The 21,882-nt window shown below is 61.8% G+C and carries 17 protein-coding genes; 14 read left to right on the top strand and 3 right to left on the bottom strand.

Going from position 1 to position 21,882, the window contains the following annotated elements; all coding sequences use genetic code 11:
- The first annotated feature begins 1,073 nt into the window (after positions 1 to 1,073).
- The 9 genes from ACJ8HN_RS22525 to pdxR all read left to right on the top strand — a co-directional run bounded on the left by ACJ8HN_RS22525 (position 1,074) and on the right by pdxR (position 9,995).
- On the top strand, positions 1,074 to 1,610 hold the full coding sequence (locus ACJ8HN_RS22525) for a fimbrial protein (RefSeq protein WP_442523984.1): 537 nt from the start codon (positions 1,074 to 1,076) through the stop codon (positions 1,608 to 1,610).
- An 88-nt stretch (positions 1,611 to 1,698) separates the two neighbouring features.
- Complete coding sequence (locus tag ACJ8HN_RS22520) at positions 1,699 to 2,250, top strand: fimbrial protein (RefSeq protein WP_033649363.1); 552 nt, start codon at positions 1,699 to 1,701, stop codon at positions 2,248 to 2,250.
- Positions 2,251 to 2,329: 79 nt separating this feature from the next.
- Positions 2,330 to 4,831, top strand: coding sequence for a fimbria/pilus outer membrane usher protein (locus ACJ8HN_RS22515; RefSeq protein WP_060446113.1), 2,502 nt, complete (start codon positions 2,330 to 2,332; stop codon positions 4,829 to 4,831).
- A 30-nt stretch (positions 4,832 to 4,861) separates the two neighbouring features.
- Complete coding sequence (locus ACJ8HN_RS22510; RefSeq protein WP_101427522.1) at positions 4,862 to 5,605, top strand: fimbrial biogenesis chaperone; 744 nt, start codon at positions 4,862 to 4,864, stop codon at positions 5,603 to 5,605.
- A gap of 11 nt (positions 5,606 to 5,616) precedes the next feature.
- A complete protein-coding gene (locus ACJ8HN_RS22505; RefSeq protein WP_033654468.1) occupies positions 5,617 to 6,228 on the top strand; it encodes a fimbrial protein in 612 nt (203 codons plus the stop codon).
- Complete coding sequence (locus ACJ8HN_RS22500; RefSeq protein ID WP_060446112.1) at positions 6,206 to 7,150, top strand: fimbrial protein; 945 nt, start codon at positions 6,206 to 6,208, stop codon at positions 7,148 to 7,150. The genes ACJ8HN_RS22505 and ACJ8HN_RS22500 overlap by 23 nt, the downstream gene beginning before the upstream one ends.
- A complete protein-coding gene (locus tag ACJ8HN_RS22495) occupies positions 7,150 to 7,689 on the top strand; it encodes a fimbrial protein (protein ID WP_086556970.1) in 540 nt (179 codons plus the stop codon). The genes ACJ8HN_RS22500 and ACJ8HN_RS22495 overlap by 1 nt, the downstream gene beginning before the upstream one ends.
- 109 nt (positions 7,690 to 7,798) lie before the next feature.
- Positions 7,799 to 8,422, top strand: a complete 624-nt coding sequence (locus ACJ8HN_RS22490) for a helix-turn-helix transcriptional regulator (RefSeq protein ID WP_033649366.1) — start codon at positions 7,799 to 7,801, stop codon at positions 8,420 to 8,422.
- A 79-nt stretch (positions 8,423 to 8,501) separates the two neighbouring features.
- On the top strand, positions 8,502 to 9,995 hold the full coding sequence (pdxR, locus tag ACJ8HN_RS22485) for a MocR-like pyridoxine biosynthesis transcription factor PdxR (RefSeq protein ID WP_442523983.1): 1,494 nt from the start codon (positions 8,502 to 8,504) through the stop codon (positions 9,993 to 9,995).
- On the opposite strand, the gene ACJ8HN_RS22480 is transcribed toward pdxR, so the two are convergent.
- Positions 9,992 to 10,909: a DMT family transporter gene (locus ACJ8HN_RS22480; RefSeq protein WP_048322019.1), complete on the bottom strand. Its 918-nt coding sequence runs from the start codon at positions 10,907 to 10,909 to the stop codon at positions 9,992 to 9,994. The two genes, pdxR and ACJ8HN_RS22480, sit on opposite strands and share 4 nt — an antisense overlap.
- Before the next feature lie 283 nt (positions 10,910 to 11,192).
- Between ACJ8HN_RS22480 and ACJ8HN_RS22475 the strand changes: the two genes are divergently transcribed.
- The 4 genes from ACJ8HN_RS22475 (at position 11,193) to ACJ8HN_RS22460 (ending at position 18,061) form a co-directional block, all read left to right on the top strand.
- On the top strand, positions 11,193 to 12,431 hold the full coding sequence (locus ACJ8HN_RS22475; protein WP_442523982.1) for an SrfA family protein: 1,239 nt from the start codon (positions 11,193 to 11,195) through the stop codon (positions 12,429 to 12,431).
- The gene (locus ACJ8HN_RS22470; RefSeq protein ID WP_033649400.1) at positions 12,431 to 15,376 is read left to right on the top strand and encodes a virulence factor SrfB; all 2,946 of its coding nucleotides are present in this window, start codon (positions 12,431 to 12,433) and stop codon (positions 15,374 to 15,376) included. Before ACJ8HN_RS22475 ends, ACJ8HN_RS22470 begins: the two co-directional genes overlap by 1 nt.
- Positions 15,373 to 17,553 (top strand): virulence factor SrfC family protein, encoded by a 2,181-nt coding sequence (locus ACJ8HN_RS22465; RefSeq protein ID WP_442523981.1) that lies wholly within the window; start codon positions 15,373 to 15,375, stop codon positions 17,551 to 17,553. Before ACJ8HN_RS22470 ends, ACJ8HN_RS22465 begins: the two co-directional genes overlap by 4 nt.
- 94 nt (positions 17,554 to 17,647) lie before the next feature.
- Positions 17,648 to 18,061: a VOC family protein gene (locus ACJ8HN_RS22460; protein ID WP_033649375.1), complete on the top strand. Its 414-nt coding sequence runs from the start codon at positions 17,648 to 17,650 to the stop codon at positions 18,059 to 18,061.
- 77 nt (positions 18,062 to 18,138) lie between these two features.
- Here ACJ8HN_RS22460 and ACJ8HN_RS22455 read toward each other — a convergent pair whose 3' ends face one another.
- A complete protein-coding gene (locus ACJ8HN_RS22455) occupies positions 18,139 to 19,338 on the bottom strand; it encodes an NAD(P)/FAD-dependent oxidoreductase (protein ID WP_442523979.1) in 1,200 nt (399 codons plus the stop codon).
- A gap of 300 nt (positions 19,339 to 19,638) precedes the next feature.
- Here ACJ8HN_RS22455 and pitA point away from each other — a divergent pair, with 300 nt between their 5' ends.
- A complete protein-coding gene (gene pitA, locus ACJ8HN_RS22450; RefSeq protein ID WP_033636373.1) occupies positions 19,639 to 21,141 on the top strand; it encodes an inorganic phosphate transporter PitA in 1,503 nt (500 codons plus the stop codon).
- A gap of 73 nt (positions 21,142 to 21,214) precedes the next feature.
- On the opposite strand, the gene uspB is transcribed toward pitA, so the two are convergent.
- Positions 21,215 to 21,550: a universal stress protein UspB gene (gene uspB, locus ACJ8HN_RS22445; RefSeq protein ID WP_016930435.1), complete on the bottom strand. Its 336-nt coding sequence runs from the start codon at positions 21,548 to 21,550 to the stop codon at positions 21,215 to 21,217.
- Between the last annotated feature and the right edge of the window lie 332 nt (positions 21,551 to 21,882).

The following is a 21,882-nucleotide window of genomic DNA, read 5'->3' as shown; positions in this document are numbered from 1 at the left end:
CCGTTCATGACTGCACGTCAGTGATGCGCAGGGGCATAAATCACGGCGGCGTCCGCGCAAACGACGTTGTTCCGATAAAATAGACCTGGCGCTGCCTATCACCGCGCGAATGAATATTTATTAATAAATCCAACCTTTGCCGATAAAATGTCATGCATTGTTCCTCGGATTTTTCACTAGGATTTTTCTGTGCAATTTTTTTCATGGTTATCATGATATGAAGATGTTTAAACAATCCCATAACGAACCGCGAATACATAATTACCAACATTGTCAACGCATGCGCCTTACATCTGTTAAATGCATTAATCGCAGTAATCATTCCATCGTTCATCCTTTGATTATCACTTAGGTCATTATTATGTAATGCCTACGGCATCACCTGCCCTTTTCTGGTTAATCACAATGGGTTAAATAACATAAGCGCGTCCAAAAAATAGCATCTGATAAGAATAATCTTCCCTCTGCCTTGTTGTTATTTTTTTGTTAACACCCCTTCGACAACCCAGGAATAGGCGGTGGAACGCCATAGGGACAACTAACCACACAAAATCATACAAAACAAATGCTTATGTTTTTCATTTTGTTTCATAAAGAAAATTCTTCAATGTTCGTCAAAGCGTAATATTAGCAAAGCGATATTGCGCATTGTAGGGCAACAGCTATTACAGTCGATCTAATATCTCGCATAACCTTATTTATGCAGTCATTTATTCTGGATAATATTTACATACGATCTATTGGTTTTTGATCTTATATTTAACTTTTTCCTTTTGGTTTTATATTCTGAATTTGAGTTATTTCAACAAAATCTATTTCCAAGTAATGCTATTGTTTGCAAGAATATTCCCAGCAAAACGCCATACTGATATTCGGGTTTTAAAATCAAATAAAACCGACCAAACATCACATAACCATTTCGTTATTAAAAGCAAATAACGAAAAGTGTGCGTATTGCCCAAAGCAAAAGGATCTGGCTCCCATCGCAGTGCGGCTAACAGGGCGTTGCTGCTCTGCGGGGATTTAGGTGTGCTTTTCTTTTTATTTAAATACTCTCTACAGGAACCTGAGAAATGAAACTGAATAAATTAATGCTGGCGACCGCCATTGCTTTTTCTACCGCCCCCGTTGCACATGCGGCGCCGACCCCGAACCAGGGCAGCGGCACCGTGACCTTTAGCGGTGAAATTATCGATGCGCCTTGCAGCATCACGCCGGACTCCGTCGATCAAACCGTCCCGATGGGCCAGATCAGCAGCCGCATCCTGGCCAAAGAAGGCAAATCCAGCGCCGAACCCTTCAGCATTGAGCTGAAAGACTGCGCGCTCAACACCATGAAAAACGTCAAGGTGACCTTCACCGGCACGCCGGATGCCGTCAACAGCAAATTGCTGGCGCTGAGCGGTTCCGCCAGCGGCGCGGGCATCGTGATTTACGACCAGCTGCACGCCAAGGAAGTTGAGCTGGGCACCGCAACGGACGGCCAGGGCCTGAACGAAGGCAACAACGCCCTGAAATTCGCCGCATACCTGCAAGGCAACAGCGCTTCCGGCGCCGTCGTGCCGGGCCAGTTCACCAGCGTGGCGAACTTTACCCTGGCTTATCAGTAAGCCTCGTTGGGGATGCCGGCGCGGGCATCCCCATGCTTAACGACGCCGGCTCCGGCAAAGGAACCGATCTCGACAGGGAGAAGCCAGCATGACCATCCATTGGCGAGGCGCATTGCTGATCGCGCTCAGCATCGGCAGCGCTAGCGCCACGGCGAAAACTCAGGGCCACGGCAAAGTCAGCCTGGGCGGCGAAATCGTCGAAACGCCGTGCAACATCGCCGGCGACAGTTTGGATCAAACCGTTGATTTCGGGCTGGTTTCAATGAGCGACGCCGGGCGAGATGCCCAGCCGAGCCTCATTGGCAGCCGCCGCCACTTCGCCATCAGGTTGGTGAACTGCGAACTGGCCAGCCAGATAAAGCCCGATTTTATTTATCGCGCGGCCAACCTCACCTTCAGCGGCATCGCGGATAGCCAAGATCCGCAATGGCTCGCCGTCCATGGCGAGGCGCGCGGCATGGCTATCGAGTTGCTGACCGACGCCGGCACCCCGATCCCGCTCGGCAGCACGACGGCGGATTATCTGATCGTTGCCGGCGATAACACGCTGCGCTTTGGCGCCCAGCTGCGCATTCACCCCGACAGGGCACGGGCGGGCGGTTTCAGCTCATTGGCCAAATTCACCCTGTCTTATCTGTAGCCGGTTTTCGTTAGGAACGCTGTACAGCATTACGTATTCAGGTCTTACGGGATGACCTGCTATTAGGCGCGGATTTGCCATGAGTGATCATTCTATGACGTCTTTACTGACAATAAAAAAAACGCCCATCATCGTCATTCTCTCTGTTCTCTGGGCAAAACCGGTCTTTTCCGCCACGGAATTCAATACCGACGTGTTGGATATTGGCGAACGCAGCAAAGTGGACTTATCCCGCTTTTCCGACGCCGATTACGTCATGCCGGGCACCTATCTGCTGGATATCAAAATCAACCAGAAAACGCTGCCCCAGCGCAGCATTCAGTATTTCCCGTCGCCGGATAACAAGAGCGGCAGCCAGGTGTGCCTGCCGCCTGACCTGGTGGAAAAAATGGCGCTGAAAGAAGAAGCGGCCAAAAAAGTCACCCTGTGGCGCGACAACCAGTGTGCCGACATTCGCGGCATCAAAGGCGCAACGGTTTCCGATCGCATCAGCGGCGGCGTGCTGGCGATCACCATTCCGCAGGCCTGGATGAAATACTCCGATCCCGACTGGACGCCGCCCGAGCAGTGGGACGATGGCATCCCCGGCGTGCTGCTGGATTACAATCTCAGCGGCCAAATCGGTAAACAGCACCACGACAACGGCACCGCCGAAAGCCTCAGCAGCTACGGTACGTTGGGCGCCAACCTGGGCGCCTGGCGCCTGCGCGCCGATTATCAGACCGATTTCAACCAACAATACGGCCGGCGCGACAGCAATTTCGACTGGAATCAGATCTACGCATACCGCGCGCTGCCGATGCAGGCCGCCAGGCTGACGCTGGGTGAAACCTACCTGAATTCGCCGGTGTTCGACGCCTACCGTTTTACCGGCCTCAACCTCGCCAGCGACGAGCGCATGCTGCCGCCCAACCTGCAGGGTTACGCGCCTGAAGTACGCGGCATCGCCAAAAGCAACGCGCGGATCACCGTCTCTCAGGAAGGCCGCACGCTGTATCAAACCACGGTGCCCGCCGGGCCGTTCGCCATTCAGGATCTCAGCAGCTCGGTACGCGGCAAACTGGATGTGAAAGTGGAAGAACAAGACGGCAGTGTTTCCACTTTTCAGGTAGATACCGCCAGCATTCCTTATCTGACCCGCCCCGGCTACGTGCGCTATAACGTGGCGCTGGGCAAGCCGTCTGCCTACGATCACCGCACGCAAGGGCCGGTGTTCTCCGCCGGCGATTTCTCCTGGGGCTTGAGCAACGCCTGGTCGCTGTACGGCGGCGCGCTGCTCGGCGGCGATTACAACGCCTGGGCTCTCGGCCTGGGGCGCGACCTGAACCTGTTCGGCGCCCTGTCGGTGGACGCCACGCAGTCGATCGCGCGCCTGCCCGATGAACCCAGCGCCAAAGGCATGTCATTCAAGGTCAACTACGCCAAACGTTTCGACGAGCTCAACGGCCAAATCACCTTTGCCGGCTACCGCTTTTCGCAGCGCAAATTTATGACCATGTCGCAGTACCTGCAGGCGCGCTACGGCGACATTGACGATCGCTACAGCGGCCGACAAAAAGAGTTGTATACCGTCACCGCCAGCAAAACCTTTATGGCGGAGGACAGCGCTCAGGCGATCACCGCTTATCTGACCTACTCACACCAGACTTACTGGGACGCAGGCGCGCAAAACCGCTACGGCATGTCGACCAGCAAGCTGTTCGACTTCGGCGGGATCAGCAACATCACCGCCTCGTTGGCGGCCTATCGCACTCACTATCGGGGCCGCACCGACGATAGCGCGATGCTCAATTTCACCGTGCCTATCGGCGAGCACAACCGTCTGGGCTACGCGCTGCAGGTCAATAACCGCGACGTGACCCAAACGGCGACCTACACCGACAACAGCGACATCAACAATACCTGGCAGGTCGGCAGCGGCGTCACCCAGTCCGGCAAACCGACGGCGAGCGGTTACTACACCCATAACGCGTCGTTCGGCACGCTCAACGCCAACGCGTCTTATCAGCAGGGCAGTTACTCCTCGATAGGCGGAACTTTCCGCGGCGGCCTGACCGCTACCCGGCACGGCGTCGCCGCGCACCAGAACGCCGGCAACGGCGGCAGCCGCATGATGCTGGATACCAACGGCGTCGCCGGCGTGCCGATCAACAACGGCCGCGCTTACAGCAACCGCTTCGGATTGGCGGTGATCTCGGACATCACCAGCTACTACAACACCGATACGCGCATCGACGTCAACAAGCTGGCGGACGACGTTGAAGCCACGCGCGCGGTGGTGCAAGGCACGCTGACGGAAGGCGCCATCGGTTATCGCCACTTCGAGGTGGTGAAAGGCAGCAAGCTGTTAGCCACCATCAAACTGGCGGACGGCAGCGAACCGCCGTTCGGCGCCACGGTGCTGAGTGCAACCGGACGGGAGATCGCGGTGGTGAACGACGGCGGCTCGGTGTATCTGACCGGCGTCCAACCGGAAGAGCGGTTGGACGTCGCCTGGGAAGGCCGCCGTCAGTGCCGCATCGCCATCCCAGGCGCCGCCAAACCGCTGGACCGGCTGCTGTTGCCGTGCGCCAAACCGTAATCCGCAACACATTGAGAGTAGACGCATAACATGAACAAACATTCGATAGCAGTAACCGCGGGCAGCCTGGCGTTGATGACGCTGGCTTCGACGGCCGACGCGGCGATCGCGTTGGATCGCACGCGCGCCATCTATGTGAGCGACGCCAAATCGATCAGCCTTAACATAACCAATGAGAACAAAGAGTTGCCTTTCCTTGCTCAGGCCTGGATCGAGAATGCGCAACATCAAAAGATCGTTTCGCCGCTAGTGGTATTGCCGCCGTTGCAACGGGTGGAAGCCGGAGAACGCAGCGTCGTGCGCATTACCAAAACGCCGGAAGCCGAGCTATTGCCGCAAGATCGCGAATCTGTGTTTTATTTCAATTTGCGTGAAATTCCGCCCAAAAGCAGCAAAGCCAACGTGATGCAGCTGGCGCTGCAAACGCAGATCAAACTGTTCTTCCGCCCGAAGGCCATCGTCGCGCCGCAGGGTGAGATATGGCAAGAACAGCTGGTGTTCCACAAAACCGCCGACGGTTTCACCATCGAAAATCCGACGCCGTTCCACATCACGCTGACCGGCATCGCCCGTCAGACGCAGAAACAAGGCGGTGGCGCGATCGGCGATTTTCAGCCGGTGATGCTGTCCCCCAAATCCAGCGAAAAAGTGCGTTTGCGCGACCATGGGTTCGACGCCTTCGTCGTCACCTATATCAATGATTTCGGCGGCCACCCCGAGCTGCGCTTCACCTGCAGCACTAGCCTCTGCACCGCCGCACCCGGAAAAAAATAAGGAGATACGCCATGGCTGACTTCACCGGCCGCCTGCGGCCTCTGCTGATCGGCGCCTTGCTGCTCGGCAACGGCGCCGCGATGGCCTCTCCGCCGGGAGAGGTTCAGGGCACCAGCGGCACCGTCGGTTTTCAGGGCGCTCTGCTGAGCTCTCCCTGCAGCCTGGCGCCGGACAGCCGCGATCAGTCGGTCGATCTCGGTGAGATCGGCACGCTCGCCTTCCGGCGTGTCGGCGATCAAAGCGCGCCGGTACGTTTTCGTCTCGCCTTTACCCATTGCCTGCTGGGCGCGCGGGCGCTGGCGGACAATCCGGCCGGCATGCGCAATGGCGATGCCGGCCTGCTCTACCTGCGGGGGGAGCAGGCCGCCACGCTGGTGTTCCTCGGTGAAAGCGATCCCGACAATCCGCAGTTGCTGAAGCTGCACGGCGGCGTACAAGGCGTTGGCCTGCGGCTGAAAGATCAACGGGGCCGTGCATTGTCCCTCAACCAACCCGGCGCCCCCTATGTATTGCAGCCGGGCGGCAATACGTTGTGGTTCAGCGCTCAATTGGAATCAACCCGTCCGTTCATCGAAGCAAACCAATTCAAAGGAGTGGTGCATGTCCAGCTGGTCTATTTATAAACGCCTGGCGTTGCTGGGTTGCCTGGCGACGCCGTTCGGCGCTCAGGCGCTGGAATGCCACCTGAATACCGAGAACGGCATTACCGAAGAGAGCGAGGATATCGGCCGGTTGACCATACCGGCCACCTTACCGGTCGGCAGCCGGCTTTGGACCTCTAAACCGATGAGCCGCGACGTTATGTGCTGGGCGCACGCCAGCAAACCCAAGGGGGAATGGGTTTATTTCTATCCCAATCCGGACAACCGGCAGTTCGCCGCCGGCATCGCCATGGGGGTGATTTATAACGGCCGGGATCTCGGCTTGATCAACTCCCGAGTACAAACCGATATGTTTCGTACCCCCAAGCAACGGGAGCTCGGTCATGTCAACTATCAGGTTTATTTGCAAAAAACCGGAGAAATCACCGCAGGGGGCGCCAGTCAGATCGCCGTTTTTCAGCTCGATGGCGTAGGCGGCATCAACGTCCACCCGGGAAAAAATTACCGTTTCACCCTAACCGGGCTGGATAAAATCAAGGTGATCCAGTGCGCCGCTTCGGTGGAGCTTTCAACCCCGGAAGGCGTTGACTTCGGTGAGATCCCGACCTGGAAACCCAATGCGGGCACCGTAGCGAGCAAGGATTTCAGCATCTTGATCCGCAAAAACGGCTGCAGCGACAGCTTCGCGCTGGAGGCCAATTTCATGGTGAAAAACGGCACGCTGACCGACGCTACCGGCTTGAATATGGACAATGGTTCAACCTTGCGCATCCACGATAATTCCAACCCCAAATGGATTAAATACAATCAGTTCGACAGCTTTGCCGACATGAGTGGCCGCGATCAGGTGCAAAAATCCTACAGCGCCTCATTGCAGGCCAGCGGGGAAGGACAGGAAGGCAATTTCCGCAAGACCGTAATCTTGCTGATTAATTATATTTAATGGTGGTGATGATGAAGAGCTATCGGACAATCACCGCTCTGTGCGGCATCGGTTTTCTATTTTCCTCCGCAGTCGCGGCGGAAAATAAGGAAATAGACTTTTTCGGCTCCGTGGTAAGCAGACCCTGCAATATCGACCCGCAGTCTCTTCACCAGACCGTCGAGATGGATACGGTGTTGATCAAAACCTTGTACCGCTACGGCCACACCAACCCCGTGTCATTTTCCATTCGCTTAACCGACTGTAAAACCGCCGTTTTCAAATCGGTCACCGCCACCTTTACCGGCACCGAAGATGCCGAACTGCCGGGCAAGCTGGCGATCAACAATGGCGCCAACGGCGCCGCTATCGCGCTGTTTGACGGTGCTGGCAAAGCGATTGATCTGGGCACGCCGACCGATGCGGTGACATTGCAAGACGGCCCCAACGCCCTGAGGTTCAGCGCCTATGTCCAGGCCCGGCCGAGCGCGATGAAAGATAAAAGCCTTACCGAAGGCGAATTCAGTTCCGTCGCCAATTTTGTGCTGGCGTACCAATAAGCCCCGCACCGCCCCAAGGAAATCAGGAAAACGACCGGCGCGCGAACGCCGGCGATTGGCCGTCACCGTTCGCTCCGGCGCGGCGCCGCGGCCTTTTAAGGAGCCACCCATGCCAGATATTCGCTTCACGCTGTTCGACAGCGATAACTTCTACCAGCAGGGGCTGCGTCTGCTGCTGCAGGACTATCTGCACTCCCTGAACGAATGCCAACGCCTGTACCCGCAGTTCTCGCCGCTGGCGCTGCAGGCGTTGGATAACATCGAAATCGTGTTCCGCACGCCGGAAGAGCGCTGGGGCTGCGCCTGCTGCTACCGGAGCCCCTACGGCATCCCGCGCCAGCGGCAGCTGACCTTGCTGATCCTCGACGACACGGCCCAGCAACAGGTGAAAAACCTGTCTCCGCTGTTCAGCATCCACCGGCGCGACTCGGTTTACGCCATTCGCCTCAAGCTGCAGATGGCGCTGGAAAAATTCATTCAGCAGCCGTGGATGGCGCTGCACGCCGCCGACATATGGAAATGCCAGGCCTGCCGCCTCGCCGCGCTGAGCCACTGTGAGAAAAAGGTGCTGGGTCTGATGAGCAGCGGCATGTCCGCCTGCAGCATCGCCGGCCTGCTGCAGCGCAGCCAGAAAACCATCAGCGCCCACAAACGTTCAGCGATGCGCAAGCTGAACGTGCGCAAAAACAGCGAGTTGAATCGGGTGCTGCTGAATCAGCGGGAGCTGAACTGAACGACAACAGGCTCGCGAGTGACGCCAGAGTGGTTTACTCTGAATACTCATTTTCGCACTGCAAAGCGAGCCGGAATGCATGCCCAGAACAGCCAAAGCCGTTGACGTCCCCGCCCTCGGCGAGCTCGATCGTCAGGCGGGTCAACTTAGCCACCAGCTGGCGCAGGCCCTGCGCCAGGCCATCCACCGGGGCGATCTGAAAGCGGGCGACCTGCTGCCCTCGACGCGCCGGCTGTCGGCGGCGTTGAATCTGGCGCGCGGCACGGTATTGGAGGCGTTCGCTCAGCTAACGGCGGAAGGTTTTCTCGAACCGCAGCCCGGCTCCGGCACCCGGGTCGCCCACTATCAGGCGCCGCGCCGCACGCCGCACGCCACGGTGCAGGCCGCTCCGTCCACAGCCGTGCCGCTTTCCGCACAGGCGCAGCATCTGGCGCGCTTTGCCGCCCAGGCGCGGGCGTTGCCGCCGGTGCCGTTCACCGTCTCGGTGCCGATCGGCGATACCGCGCCCGACGATATCTGGCGGCGGCTCGGCAACCGCATCCGAGCGCGCGGCCCCGGCGCCCCGTCAGGCTACGGCGATCCGCTGGGCGCGTTGCCGCTGCGCGAAGCCATCTGCGACTATGTGCGCCGTTCCCGCTCGGTAAACTGCACGCCGCAGCAAATCCTCATCACCTCCGGCACGCAACAAGGGCTCTATTTGGCCGCACAGATCCTGCTGGACGCCGGCGACAGCGCCTGGGTGGAAGACCCCGCCTACGCCGGCATCACCGCCATTTTCGACAGCCTGTTTCGCGATCGGCGCATGATTAGGGTGCCCGTCGCCGCCGACGGCATCGACGTCGCCGCCGGTATCCGCCTGGCCGCCGACGCCCGCGCCGCCTTTGTCACGCCGTCCCATCAATATCCGCTGGGCATGCCGATGAGCATGGCGAAAAGAAGCGCCCTGTTGGGCTGGGCCAAAGAGCGGCAGGCCTGGATCGTGGAAGACGACTACGACAGCGAGATGCGCTACGCCGGCCACCCGTTCCCTTCGCTGCAGGGGCTGGCGCCCGAGCGAACGCTCTATCTCGGCACCTTCAGCAAGGTGCTGTTCCCTTCGCTGCGGCTGGGTTACGCCATCGTGCCGCCACCGCTGGTCGACGCCTTTTGCGGCGCCAGGATCCTGATGGATCGCCATCCGCCCAGCGCGGATCAATACGTGCTGGCCGCCTTTATCGCCGAAGGGTATCTCGACCGGCATATCCGCAAAATGCGCGGCGTCTACGCCGAGAAACGCCGGGTGCTGATCGAGGCGATCAACACGCATATCCCCGCCGATTTGGCGATAGTGCAGCCCTGCGATCAGGGCATGCACATGGTGCTGTGGCTGAGGAAAGATCTCGACGACGTGCGGGTCGCCCAGCAGGCCAACGAAGCCGGATTGGCGCTGCGGGCGGTGTCGCCGATGTATGCGCCCGGCCACGGTGAGCCGGGCCTGGTACTGGGGTTGGGCGGTTACGCCGACCGCCAGGTGCAACAGGCGGTGGAACGGCTCGGCGAGGTGATCCTGGCCTGCGCCGGCAGCGGCGCCTAGCGGGAAAAGCGCTTGGCGCCGAACACGCAAACCACCACGCCGGCCATCACGGCGATCATCATCGGCTGGACGGTTTCCTGCAGCAGCCAGCCCGCCAGCGCCAGGCCGAAGAACGGCTGCAGCAGCTGCAACTGCCCGACGGCGGCGATGCCGCCCTGCGCCAGGCCGCGATACCAGAAAATAAACCCAATCCACATGCTGAACACCGAGACGTAAACCAGCGACAGCCAGGCGGCGCCGCTGACGGCAGGCCAACCGGCCGGCGCCGCCAGCCAGGTGGCCGCCAGCGTCAACGGCAACGCCGCCACCAGCGCCCAGGAGATCACCTGCCAGCCGCCGATCCGGCGCGACAGCACCGCCCCTTCGGCATAACCCAGGCCGCACAGCAGCACCGCACCGATCATCAGCGCATCCCCTTGCCAGCCGCCGCCGCTCCCCTGGCTTAGCGCGAACGCCCCCACCAGCCCGGCCCCGATACAGGAAAAGGCCCAAAAAGCGGGCTTGGGCCGCTCTCCGCCGCGCAAAACGCCAAAACCGGCGGTCGCCAACGGCAGCAGGCCGATATACACCAGCGAATGCGCCGAGGTGGTGTGCTGCAGCGCCAGCGCCGTCAGCAGCGGAAAACCGATGACCACGCCAAGCGCCACAAACAGCAGCGGCGGCAAATCGGCCCGCGTCGGCCGCGCCTGGCGGGTGATCAGCAGCGCACACAGCGCCAGCAAGGCGGCGATCGCCGCCCTGACCGCCGTCAGAAACAGCGGATCGAGCTCCAGCACCGCCACCCGCGTGGCGGGCAGCGAGCCGCTGAAAATAATCATGCCGAGGAAGCCGTTCATCCAGCCCTGGGGCGAATGCCCGGCGGCGGGATGCGCAGGGGGAACAACGAGAGTTTTTTCAGACTGACTGTCCGTCATGTGAACGCTCCGCACGCCTGAGGCATACCGAAATCGGCAACCCGCGAGGCGATGTCATAGTGAAAGAGAACATCGTTCCCCGGCGTCACTTGCCGGGGCCAGGTTCTATTTTTCAGATAAAGCGGTTCACGGACAGGTCCGGATAGCGAGATTTTCACTGTGCCGGTTCCGCTAACGCCAAAGAAGGGCGTTTTTCGGGCTGTCCTTGGCCGTTTGGCGGCTCTGCCTGCGGGGTATCATGGACTTTTATGCGTTTTTGCAGAACAGGACAAGGTGCGGTGCCGTGGTGAAACCCTTCTTACGCAGTGGCAGTTTGGATGATGTGCTGGCTTTAGGCGAAAACGGGCAACCGATCTACGCCTGCGCGCAGCAGCTGCGGGAAACCCTGCGTCTTCGCCGGCAGCAGCAGGCCGCCGACTGTCTGGCGATCCCCCAGCCGAACGAAAGCGGCACCCGCATCGACTGGTATGCGCCCTTCCCCGGCAAGGTCACCTCCTGGCTGGCGGCGAGCGACGCCCAGCGCGCGCAGGCGGTGCGCCACCTGGAACACTGCCTGACGATCTTCCGCAGCCTGACGGAACAGGCCCAGGCGACCGATCACCCCAGCCATCGCCTGTTCGGCGCGCTGCTGGCCAAAGCGATGCACATGCCCGACCCCAACCACGTTTACCTGGTGGACGATCGGCCGGTGCTGACCTTCTGGGGCTTTATCAAGCCGCAGGCGCAGAGCCCGGACGATCCGCTGGCCTGCCTGCGCCCGCTCGAATCGGAAGTGGAAAAACCGGCGCCGATCGCCGCCGCACCGCGCAAGACGGCCGTTGTCGAACCGGTAAAACCGGCCCCGGCCGCCGAGCCTGAACCGGCGCCCGCCCCGGCAGCGCCTATCGAATCCTCTGCCGTCGTTCGCCCGCGCCGGCGCTACGCTATCTGGCTGTTGCCCGTACTGTTGCTGGGCAGTGCGGCGCTGGCCGCCTGGCTGCACCGCTCGCCGCCGCCGCAACCGGCGATGCCGGCGGAGGTCCAGCATCCGGCGCCGCCGGAAAAAACCGCCGCGCCGTTGCCCAAGCTGCGCTTGCCGCTGGCGCACGCGACGCTGATGCCGCCGCCACCGGCGCCGGTTATCCCGCCGCCGCTGGACAAAAATGCGCTGGTGCTGCCGCCCGAGGCGGTGAAGGCCGGCTCCACCCGTTTCCTTAATGGCAAATGGCGCGCCACGGTGGCGCTGAAAGACCCGATTACCGGCAAGCGGCCCAGCCTGCAATATCGTCTGAACGGCGGTAAAGGCATCGCCGTCATCGCCTACGGCGACGGCGTCAGCTGCCGGGTGGCGGTCGAAGCCGGGCTGATGCAGTCCGGCAATCTGGTGATCAACAGCCGCACCAAGGCGCGCTGCAGCGACGGCAGCCGCTACCAGATCCCGGAGATCGTCTGCCGCCAGGGCGACACCGGCGCGGCGGAGTGCACCGGCCGCTACGATGCGGACACCACCTATCCCATGACGTTCAAGCGCGAGAGTAAATGATGCTGGCACCCCTTACGGACTACAAACACGGCATTACGCTGATTCAAGACAGCGGCATTCAGTTTCTGGACTTTGCCCTGACGCCGCTGCTGGACGCCGAGTTTCCCGGCAAATTCGTGCGCAAGACCGCCAGCGGCCCGCTGCTGCGCCTGCAATGGGAGGCCGAGAGCGGCAAATACCAGCTGCCGGCCGTGGGCGACCAGGCCGCCGAAGTGGTGCGGCCGGAGTTCAGCTATCCGCTGCAGCAGTCGCTGCACCTGCTGGATAAGCTCTGGTTGCCGCTGCCCTGCTTGCGCCACACCCCGGCGGGCCTGTTCTTGTCGGGCCCGGACAACTGGGCGCGCCTGCAGGTGGTGCAGTTGGATGAACCGGATCAGGACGGCAACCTGCTGCGCGTGGTGCTGGCCTTCGACACCCGCGCCGCGGCGCCCGGCCAGGAGGCGCTGGCGCCGGGCGAAAGCGATCTCGGCACCGATCTCCGTTTCGCGCTGGCGCACCGCAACCACGAGCTGGGCGAATTCCTCGATCTGACCTGGGTGGACGGCTGGCTGCGCGAGGCGTTCAGCCAGCGCGCCGCCGAGCGGGAGCAGCGTGCCGAAGTGGAGATCAACGCCGGGCTGAAAACCTTCGAGTATCAGGCGCACTACCTCAATCTGTTGCACATGCTTGGCCATCAGCTGGCGGTGCCGCAGATAAAGATGGTGGCGGCGACACTGCAGCAACCGGCGATCGACGTCGATCTGGTGCTGGACGTCGGCAACTCCCACACCTGCGGCGTGCTGGTCGAGGATCATCCGGAGGAGAGCAACGGCCTGAAGCAAACCTACGAGCTGCAGCTGCGTTCGCTGTCCGAACCGCACCGCGTCTACAACGAACTGTTCGAGAGCCGGGTGGAGTTTTCTCGGGCCGGCTTCGGCAAGCCGCATCTGTCTTTCCAGAGCGGGCGCGACGACGCCTTCCAGTGGCCGTCCATCACCCGCGTCGGCCGCGAAGCCGCGCAACTGGCGCAGCGGCGAACGGGCCATGAAGGCACTACCGGCATTTCCAGCCCGCGCCGCTACCTGTGGGACGAGGAGCGCTATGCGCCCGGCTGGCGCTTCAACGAGCGGCACGAGCCGATGGCCGCCGCCGCGCCGTTGACCACCCTGATCAACGACGAAGGCGTGCCGCTGTCCGCCCTGCCGACGGCGCAACGGCTGCCGGTGTTCGCCGCCCATTACAGCCGCAGCGCGGTGATGACGCTGATGCTGAGCGAGCTGCTGGCGCAGGCGCTGATGCAGATCAACAGCATCGCCCAGCGCAGCCGCATGCCGAACGCCGCCGCGCCGCGCCGTTTGCGCGCCATCATTCTGACGCTGCCTTCGGCGATGCCGAAACCGGAGCGCGAGATCTTCCGCCGCCGCATGCAGGAGGCGATCGGGCTGGTGTGGAAGGCCCTCGACTGGCACCCGCAGGATGCGCCGTTCGACGGCGCGCACGCCCGCTTCCCGGCGCCGCAGGTGCAGATGGAGTGGGACGAGGCCACCTGCGGCCAGATGGTCTATCTGTACAATGAAACCCAGGTGAACTTCGCCGGCCGCACCGACGCCTTTTTCGCCGCCATGGCCCGGCCCGACCGGCCGCTGGCGCCGGATGAGCAGGCGGGCAAAACGCTGCGCATCGCCTCCATCGACATCGGCGGCGGCACCACCGATCTGGCGATCACGCACTATTCGCTCGACGACGGCGTGGGCAACAACATCAAAATCAACCCGCGCCTGCTGTTCCGCGAGGGCTTTAAGGTCGCCGGCGACGATATCCTGCTGGACGCCATCCAGCAGTTTATCCTGCCCGCCGTGCAGCAGGCGTTCGAAGCCGCCGGCGTAAGCGCCGCCCCGGCGTTGATGGACAGGCTGTTCGGCAACGAAGGGCGTATGGACGGGCTTTCCACCCTGCGCCAGCAGGCCGCGCTGCAGATTTTCATGCCCGCCGGGCGCGCGCTGCTCGGCGCCTATGAAGAATACGACCCGCTGGACAGCCGGGCGGAAATCGCCGCCAGCCTGGGCGATCTGCTGCCGCAGCCGCCGACGCCGCAGGTGCTGGCGTTTATCAACGGCGAGGTGCAGCGCGAAGCCGACAGCGACGCCTTCGAGATTCTGCACACCCCGCTGGTGATCCGCCTGGCCGATCTGCACGCCGCCTTCTTGTCCGATCGCATCGGCATCGGCCGCTGCCTGCGCCTGCTGGCCGAGGTGGTGGCGCTGTATACCTGCGACGTGCTGCTGTTGACCGGCCGACCGGCGCGTTTCCCCGGCGTGCAGGCGCTGCTGCGCCACCTGCAGCCGCTGCCCGCCAGCCGCATTCTGCCGCTCGAGGGCTACCACACCCGCAGTTGGTACCCGTTCAACAAACGCGGCCGCATCGACAACCCGAAATCCACCGCCGCGGTGGGCGCCATGTTGTGCCTGTTGGCGATCGACCTGCGGCTGGAGAGCTTTTACTTCAACGTCGGCGATTTCCAGCCTTACTCCACCATTCGCCACCTGGGCATGCTGGACGGCAACAACATGCTGGCGGACGATAACGTCTATTACCGCGACATCGATCTGGATCGCGCCGACTTCGCGCTCGACCCCGCCGGCAGCTTCCAGCTGCGCGGCCCGCTGCGCCTGGGCTTCCGCCAACTGGACAACGAACGCTGGCCGGCCTCGCCGCTCTATACGCTGACCATCAATGACGCCCAGCTGGCGCGCAAACTGGCCGGCGACGCGGTGATCACCCTGCGGCTGGCCATTACCGCCAGCGCCGAACAGGGCGCGGAAAGCGTCAGGATCGCGCAGGCGTTGCTGGCCGACGGCAGCCCCGTCCCGGCGCACCATCTGCAACTGAAACTCAATACCCTGGCTGCCAGCGCCTCCGGCGCGACCCACTACTGGATAGACAGCGGGAGCATTTACCCACGATGAAAGCTATCACTACCGCCCAATCGGCCCCGAACCACGCCCTCAGCGCCGGCATTCTGCAGGCGATCGCCTGGGTGGACACCGCGCGCCGGCAGTCCACCCGTTTGGAACGGGAAGCCGATCGCCTGACGCTGCGCCTGCGCCGTTGCCATAACCGCGCACTGCAATTGGCGAAGGCGCAACCTGAGCAGGTCGCTATCGGCCTGTACGGCCACAACGCCGCCGCCAAGGCCCACCTGCTGGCGGCGCTGGCCCCCGGCGCAGAAAGGCTGCACGGCGACGCCGCGCTGGCGGTGCGTTACTGCGCCACCGCGCCGACGCCGTCCACCGAGTATCCTCTCACCCTCGCGCTGCTCGATGAAGCGCAGTGGCTGGCCATCACGCTCGATGCCGCCGCGATGGGCGGCTTCCGGCTGGACTGGGACGCCCGCGCGATCGCCGGCCATCTGCAAGCGTTGGCGCGTCACCGCCAAGCCGTCGCCCTCGACGGCCTCAGCGACAGCGATGTGCTGGCGCTGTGGGATAGCCAACGCTGCCACGGCGACAAGGGGCAACAGACGCTGGACAGGCATTTCTGGCCGCAGGCCGTGGCGCTGGCGCCGCAGCTGAGCATCGACGATCGCGCGCGCCTGTTTGCGCCGCTGTGGGGAGAGGAAACGACGCTGACGGCGCATTATCGCCAGCTGGCGCACACGCTGCATGCCCTCGGCGGCAGCCGACAGGTTCATGCTCCGCACCGCGCCTTACCGCTGCTGACCGCGAGCGCCGCAGCGGAAAACGCCGCGATCGTCGTGATGGCCGAACACGGCGGTGAACGGAGGATCGCGTTGAGCGATCTTACCTGGCTGACCGCCGAAGTCACCACCGTTCTGCCGCAGACGGCGCAGGCGGGCCTGCCCGCCGACGTGGCGCTGATCGACCTGCCCGGCAGCCGCGCCTGCCCGCAGGCGGAACCGACGCAGCGGCTGCAACAGGCGAAACGCGCCCATTTGCTGACCCGCTGCGCAGACGGCCTGCACGCCAACCTGCTGCTGGTGGCCGATGCCGCCGCCACGCCGCAGGACACCGCCCGCGTCGGCCAGGCGCTCGCCAACTGGGTCAACCAGACTCAGGGAGAAACCCCGGCGCTGCGCCAGCGCCGCAAACCCGGCCTGATCTGGGCGATCACGCCGTTCGATCAACGCGGGGAAGGCAAAGCGCGTCCCGACGACGCCGTACAGCGCCAGGTCGGCGAACCCGGCGACAGCTGGGCCACGCTGCTGGCGCTGGATGAACAGGATTGCCGCCGCATGGTAAGTTACCTGGCCACCCAGGCGCGCCCGGCCCAGAAGCAAGCGCGCCTGCTCGAACAGCGCGAAGAGTTGCAGCGTGAGCTGACGGAAAGCCTGCTCGGCAACTGGCTCACCGCCGCCGATCCGCACGCGGCGCAGCAACGCGGCCAACAGCTGCTGCGCGCGCTGCAGGCGCAGGCCGGCCGCCACGGCGAACTGCTGGAACGGCTGTTGCCGCAGCGCGATACGTTGCGCCAGCTTTATCAGCAACAGCAGCACGCCGCGCCGGCCCCGACGACGACGCCTGTACCGTTCGGGCTCGACATCGATCTGTTCGGCGCACCGGAAACCCCGGCACCCGGCGAGCCCCCCGCGTCATCCTTTGCCGCGCGGGTATTCGCGGATTGGAGCAACCATCTGCGCAGCCTGCCGGACAGCCGCCGGTTGCTGGAGCTGCTCGGCGTCGAAAAGCCGCACCTGGAACTGCTGGTCGATGCGCTGATCGGCGCCGCCTGCCGCCTGCGGCTCGATGATGAGCTGGAACGCGCGCTGTGCGCCGGGGGCCTGCCGGAACAGAGTGAAGATCGGCAAATCAGCCAGGCGCTGGCGATACTGGGCGACTTCGTCGCCTGGCTCGGCTTCCAGCGGCGCGATGCGGCAACGCGCCCCGAGAGCCGCGTCAACCCCGGCCAGCCGATCTTTACCCCGCCGCCGCAGCCGGCGGTGGACTGGAGCAGCCAGCAGCGGTTAACCCGGCTGGCGCCGACGCCGACCAAAAACACCGCGTTTTATATCTATGACTGGCTGATCGGCCTGCAAACCCTGCTGGCGGAGAATGCGGCGACGGAAAGCGCGCTCGGCGAGGCGCAGCGCGCGGCGTTGGAAGAGATCGTGGCGACTCTGCGATAAGCGGCGGCTCTGGCAGCAATAGGGGGCGAAAACAGGATAAATCGGGCGTTGCCGATTATGCTGATGAGTAACGCAGCGATTCTGGGAGAAAATCATGCCCCCTTTCAGCCTGAAGACTATCGATCATGTGGTTCTGCGCGTGCGCGATGCGGAAAAAAGCCTGCGGTTCTATACCCAGACGCTGGGTTGCGACATCGCCAAACGGCGGCCCGATTTGGGGCTGGTGCACCTGCGCGCCGGAACGGCCATGATTGATCTGGTCGACGTGAACGGCCAGCTTGGAAAAAAAGGCGGCGACGCGCCCGATCCTCACCGGCAAAATGTCGATCACCTCTGCCTGCGCATCGATCCTTTCAACGAAGACGAACTGCTGGCCTATCTGCGATCGCAGGGGATCGCCGTCGAGCCCGCTGAATCGCGCTACGGCGCGGAAGGCGACGGGCCATCGGTTTACTTCAGCGATCCGGACGGCAATCGCATAGAGCTTAAGGGGCCGGCGGCCGATTAAATCACGGTGTGTTCCGGATGTCGGATAATCATAAAATAGCCTTCTAAATCAGCCTAGCCCCTTCACGCTGCTGAACGTTAACGCTCCTGCGCCGCCAACGCCTGGGCGCAGGCCCAGGCCGAGCTCCACGCCCACTGGAAGTTGTAGCCGCCCAACCACCCGGTCACGTCCACCACTTCGCCGATAAAATAGAGCCCCGGCGCCTTGTGGGCTTCCATCGTCTTGGAGGAAAGTTCGTTGGTGTCGACGCCGCCGAGCGTCACTTCCGCCGTGCGGTAACCTTCGGTGCCGTTCGGCTGCACGCGCCAGTTCTGCAACAGCTCCACCAGCGCCGTCTGCTGCGGCGCATTCAGCTGCTTCAGCGTGGCCTCCGGCAGTTGTCCCAGGGTTTGCAAGCACTCCACCAACCGCTTCGGCAATTGCAGCGCCAGGGTGTTTTTCAGGCTTTGGTTCGGGTGCTGGCGGCGTTGATCATCCAGGAAGGCCGCCAAATCCAGCTCAGGAAGTAAGTTAATGCTCACATACTCACCCGGTTGCCAGTAGCTAGACAGCTGCAGCACCGCCGGGCCGGACAGGCCGCGATGGGTAAACAGGATGCTTTCACGGAAGCTGACGCCGTTCTCGGCGGTGATCACCGCCGGCACCGAGACGCCGGACAGCGTCTGCACATGCTCCAGCAGCGGCTTATGCAGGGTAAAAGGCACCAGCCCGGCACGCGTCGGCAGCACCCTGAGGCCGAACTGCTCCGCCAGCTTGTAACCGAACGGCGAAGCGCCCAGCCCCGGCATGGACAAACCGCCGCTGGCCACCACAAGTGAGCGAGCACTCACTTTTTCACCATTCAGCGCCAGCGCGTAACCATGTTCGGTTTTCTCCACGCCCAGCACTTCGCTGCGCAGGCGCATCGTCACCTGGCCCAGCTCGCACTCTTTGACCAGCAGATCCACCACCTGCTGCGCCGAGTCGTCGCAGAACAGCTGCCCCAGCGTTTTTTCATGGTAGGCGATGCCGTAGCGGTTGATCAGATCGATGAAGTCCCACTGGGTGTAGCGCGCCAGCGCCGACTTGCAAAAGTGCGGGTTGTTCGACAGGTAGGCCGCCGGTTCGGCGTACATGTTGGTAAAGTTGCAGCGCCCGCCGCCGGACATCAGGATCTTGCGGCCCGGTTTTTTGCCGTTGTCGAGCAGCAACACGCGGCAACCGAGTTGCCCCGCCTGCGCGGCGCAAAACATGCCGGCGGCGCCCGCCCCAATCACTACGACATCAAACTGTTCCACCTGAGCCTCTCTTATCAAAACCACAATCGCGACAAAAGGGCGCCATATTACGCCGTTTCGCCGCCGGTCACCGCCAAATTCACGGCGGCAGATTGTAAAGCCCCGGCGCCGCCAACGCCATAGTAAGAAAATATTACAGAGGTCAGAGGAGAATAACGCATTGATATTCCATATTTTTGTTATAGGCGCGTCATCATTTCGTCATGTCCAAATCAAAAAAACGTCATATTTTCCTTTTCCCCGGCCCCGGTTGTCACTGATAATGCGCGGCGTTCATGTCCACAAACTGGCGTAACGCTTATGCTGCATTTGTTCGCTGGCCTGGATTTCCATACCGGCCTGATGTTAATTCTCGCATTGTTGTTCGTGTTGTTTTATGAAGCCATCAACGGTTTTCATGATACGGCCAATGCGGTCGCTACAGTTATTTATACCCGCGCCATGCGCTCGCAACTTGCGGTCGTGATGGCAGGTTTGTTCAACTTTCTTGGCGTAATGCTCGGCGGTTTGAGTGTTGCTTACGCCATCGTCCACTTGCTGCCTACCGATCTGTTGTTGAACGTCAGTTCAGCACACGGATTAGCCATGGTCTTCTCCATGCTGTTGGCGGCAATCATCTGGAACCTCGGCACCTGGTATTTCGGTCTGCCGGCCTCCAGTTCCCATACGCTGATAGGCGCAATCATCGGTGTCGGTTTAACCAACGCCCTGATGACCCACACTTCGGTGGTGGATGCGCTTAACGTCCCGAAAATGATTGGTATTTTCCTTTCTCTGCTGTTCTCGCCGCTGGTCGGCATGATGGTGGCGGGAGTGATGGTGTTCGCCTTGCGCCGCTATTGGAGTGGCACCAAGAAACGCCAGCGTATCCACATGACCCCAGCGGAACGTGAAAAGGTCGACGGCAAACGCAAGCCGCCGTTCTGGACCCGTATCGCGCTGATCCTGTCGGCGATTGGCGTCAGCTTCTCGCACGGCGCCAACGACGGCCAGAAAGGCATCGGCCTTATCATGCTGGTGCTGATCGGCGTTGCGCCGGCCGGCTTCGTGGTCAATATGAATGCAACCGGTTATGACATCACCCGTACGCGTGACGCCGTGACCCACCTGCAGCAATATTACCAGCAGCACGGCGACGCGCTGTCGCATGCGGTGTCGCTGACGCCGCTGGTGCCAAGCCCGGATGACGAAGCTGCGCCGAACAAGCCGGCCGAGTTCCACTGCGACAGTTCGCGCGCCATGCCGGCGATCGAGCTGGCTCAGGGCATGCTGACCAACCTGCAAAGCTACGATCAGCTGACGGTTGAGCAGCGCAGCCACCTGCGCCGCCTGCTGATGTGCGTGACCGACACGGCGGATAAAGTCGCCAAGCTGCCGGAAACCTCATCCGCCGACCAGCGCTTCCTGAAGAACCTGCGTCAGGATCTGCTGCAGACCGTCGAGTACGCGCCGATGTGGATCATCGTCGCCGTCGCGCTGGCACTGTCGCTCGGCACCATGGTGGGCTGGAAACGCGTGGCCACCACCATCGGCGAGAAGATCGGCAAGAAAGGCATGACCTACGCCCAGGGCGTATCGGCCCAGATGACCGCGGCGCTGTCTATCGGCGTGGCGAGTTATACCGGCATGCCGGTCTCCACCACCCACGTCCTCTCTTCGGCGGTTGCCGGGACGATGATCGTGGACGGCGGCGGCGTGCAGAGCAAAACCGTGAAGAACATCCTGTTGGCCTGGGTACTGACCCTGCCAATCTCGATTCTGCTTTCCGGTGCGCTGTATTGGGTTGCGTTGAAGCTGATCTAAGCGATAAGCATCATGAGGAAGGCGGCCGCAGGGCCGCCTTTTTTTTGCCTGCATCAAGGGAAACAGGAAGGCATTAATACCAGATCATCAGCGCTATCAGGCTGATGACCACCAGGCCGCACAGGGCCGAGGTCAGCATGAACTGCCCACGCACCCGCTCGCAGCGGCGAATAAACTCCGGATCGTGGTGCTCGACATAGCGTTGCGCAAAGATATAGCGCACCAGCCTCAGCTGCTTGCTGGGTTGCCCGTGGGCGGTGAAGAAACCGCCGCCATCGACGTATTGGTACAGCAGCGGATCGCAGCCGCGCAATACCACCAGCAATGCGCGCAGAGAAGAGTAATACCGCACCATGTTTACCACACACACCACACATAAGGCCCAAAACAGCGCGACGGTACTGATCATGATTACCCCCTCAAGGCGTTGTTATCCGCGGCCATCCGCCGGGTCCAACCGCCCTACCTCATTACCCGATACTCTGCTGGAGCTTACCGCTCTCATCCCCTTTTTTGCCTGCACGGGCCATGCCCATAACCCACCGCCTCCGGAGACGTTACCGCACCGCACAGAGAGATTTGCACGGCGTGATTCCACTCAGAGGGGAAATGGTGAGGCCCATATTCATCATTGTAGGTTAATGAAACGCAAACTGGCCTGATCAGTGGATAAAATTTACCGCCACGCGCCGAAACGCCCCCGCCGGGGCGTTATAAGTGATAACCGTTCGTCTGCAATTA

Source organism: Serratia sp. CY29653 (assembly GCF_052169255.1).
In the GTDB taxonomy this organism is placed as follows: Bacteria; Pseudomonadota; Gammaproteobacteria; order Enterobacterales; family Enterobacteriaceae; genus Serratia; species Serratia sarumanii.
Note: the sequence above shows the minus strand (reverse complement) of the source record. Positions and strands in the feature narration are given on the sequence as shown.

Bases quoted from the DNA above. Each gene is read 5' to 3' on its own strand.
- pdxR (WP_442523983.1), top strand. From the start codon at position 8,502: ATGCCCAGAACAGCCAAAGCCGTTGACGTCCCCGCCCTCGGCGAGCTC.
- ACJ8HN_RS22525 (WP_442523984.1), top strand. From the start codon at position 1,074: ATGAAACTGAATAAATTAATGCTGGCGACCGCCATTGCTTTTTCTACC.
- ACJ8HN_RS22505 (WP_033654468.1), top strand. From the start codon at position 5,617: ATGGCTGACTTCACCGGCCGCCTGCGGCCTCTGCTGATCGGCGCCTTG.
- ACJ8HN_RS22490 (WP_033649366.1), top strand. From the start codon at position 7,799: ATGCCAGATATTCGCTTCACGCTGTTCGACAGCGATAACTTCTACCAG.
- ACJ8HN_RS22465 (WP_442523981.1), top strand. From the start codon at position 15,373: ATGAAAGCTATCACTACCGCCCAATCGGCCCCGAACCACGCCCTCAGC.
- ACJ8HN_RS22500 (WP_060446112.1), top strand. From the start codon at position 6,206: ATGTCCAGCTGGTCTATTTATAAACGCCTGGCGTTGCTGGGTTGCCTG.
- ACJ8HN_RS22515 (WP_060446113.1), top strand. From the start codon at position 2,330: ATGAGTGATCATTCTATGACGTCTTTACTGACAATAAAAAAAACGCCC.
- pitA (WP_033636373.1), top strand. From the start codon at position 19,639: ATGCTGCATTTGTTCGCTGGCCTGGATTTCCATACCGGCCTGATGTTA.
- ACJ8HN_RS22520 (WP_033649363.1), top strand. From the start codon at position 1,699: ATGACCATCCATTGGCGAGGCGCATTGCTGATCGCGCTCAGCATCGGC.
- ACJ8HN_RS22460 (WP_033649375.1), top strand. From the start codon at position 17,648: ATGCCCCCTTTCAGCCTGAAGACTATCGATCATGTGGTTCTGCGCGTG.
- ACJ8HN_RS22480 (WP_048322019.1), bottom strand. From the start codon at position 10,909: ATGACGGACAGTCAGTCTGAAAAAACTCTCGTTGTTCCCCCTGCGCAT.
- ACJ8HN_RS22510 (WP_101427522.1), top strand. From the start codon at position 4,862: ATGAACAAACATTCGATAGCAGTAACCGCGGGCAGCCTGGCGTTGATG.
- ACJ8HN_RS22470 (WP_033649400.1), top strand. From the start codon at position 12,431: ATGCTGGCACCCCTTACGGACTACAAACACGGCATTACGCTGATTCAA.
- ACJ8HN_RS22495 (WP_086556970.1), top strand. From the start codon at position 7,150: ATGGTGGTGATGATGAAGAGCTATCGGACAATCACCGCTCTGTGCGGC.
- uspB (WP_016930435.1), bottom strand. From the start codon at position 21,550: ATGATCAGTACCGTCGCGCTGTTTTGGGCCTTATGTGTGGTGTGTGTG.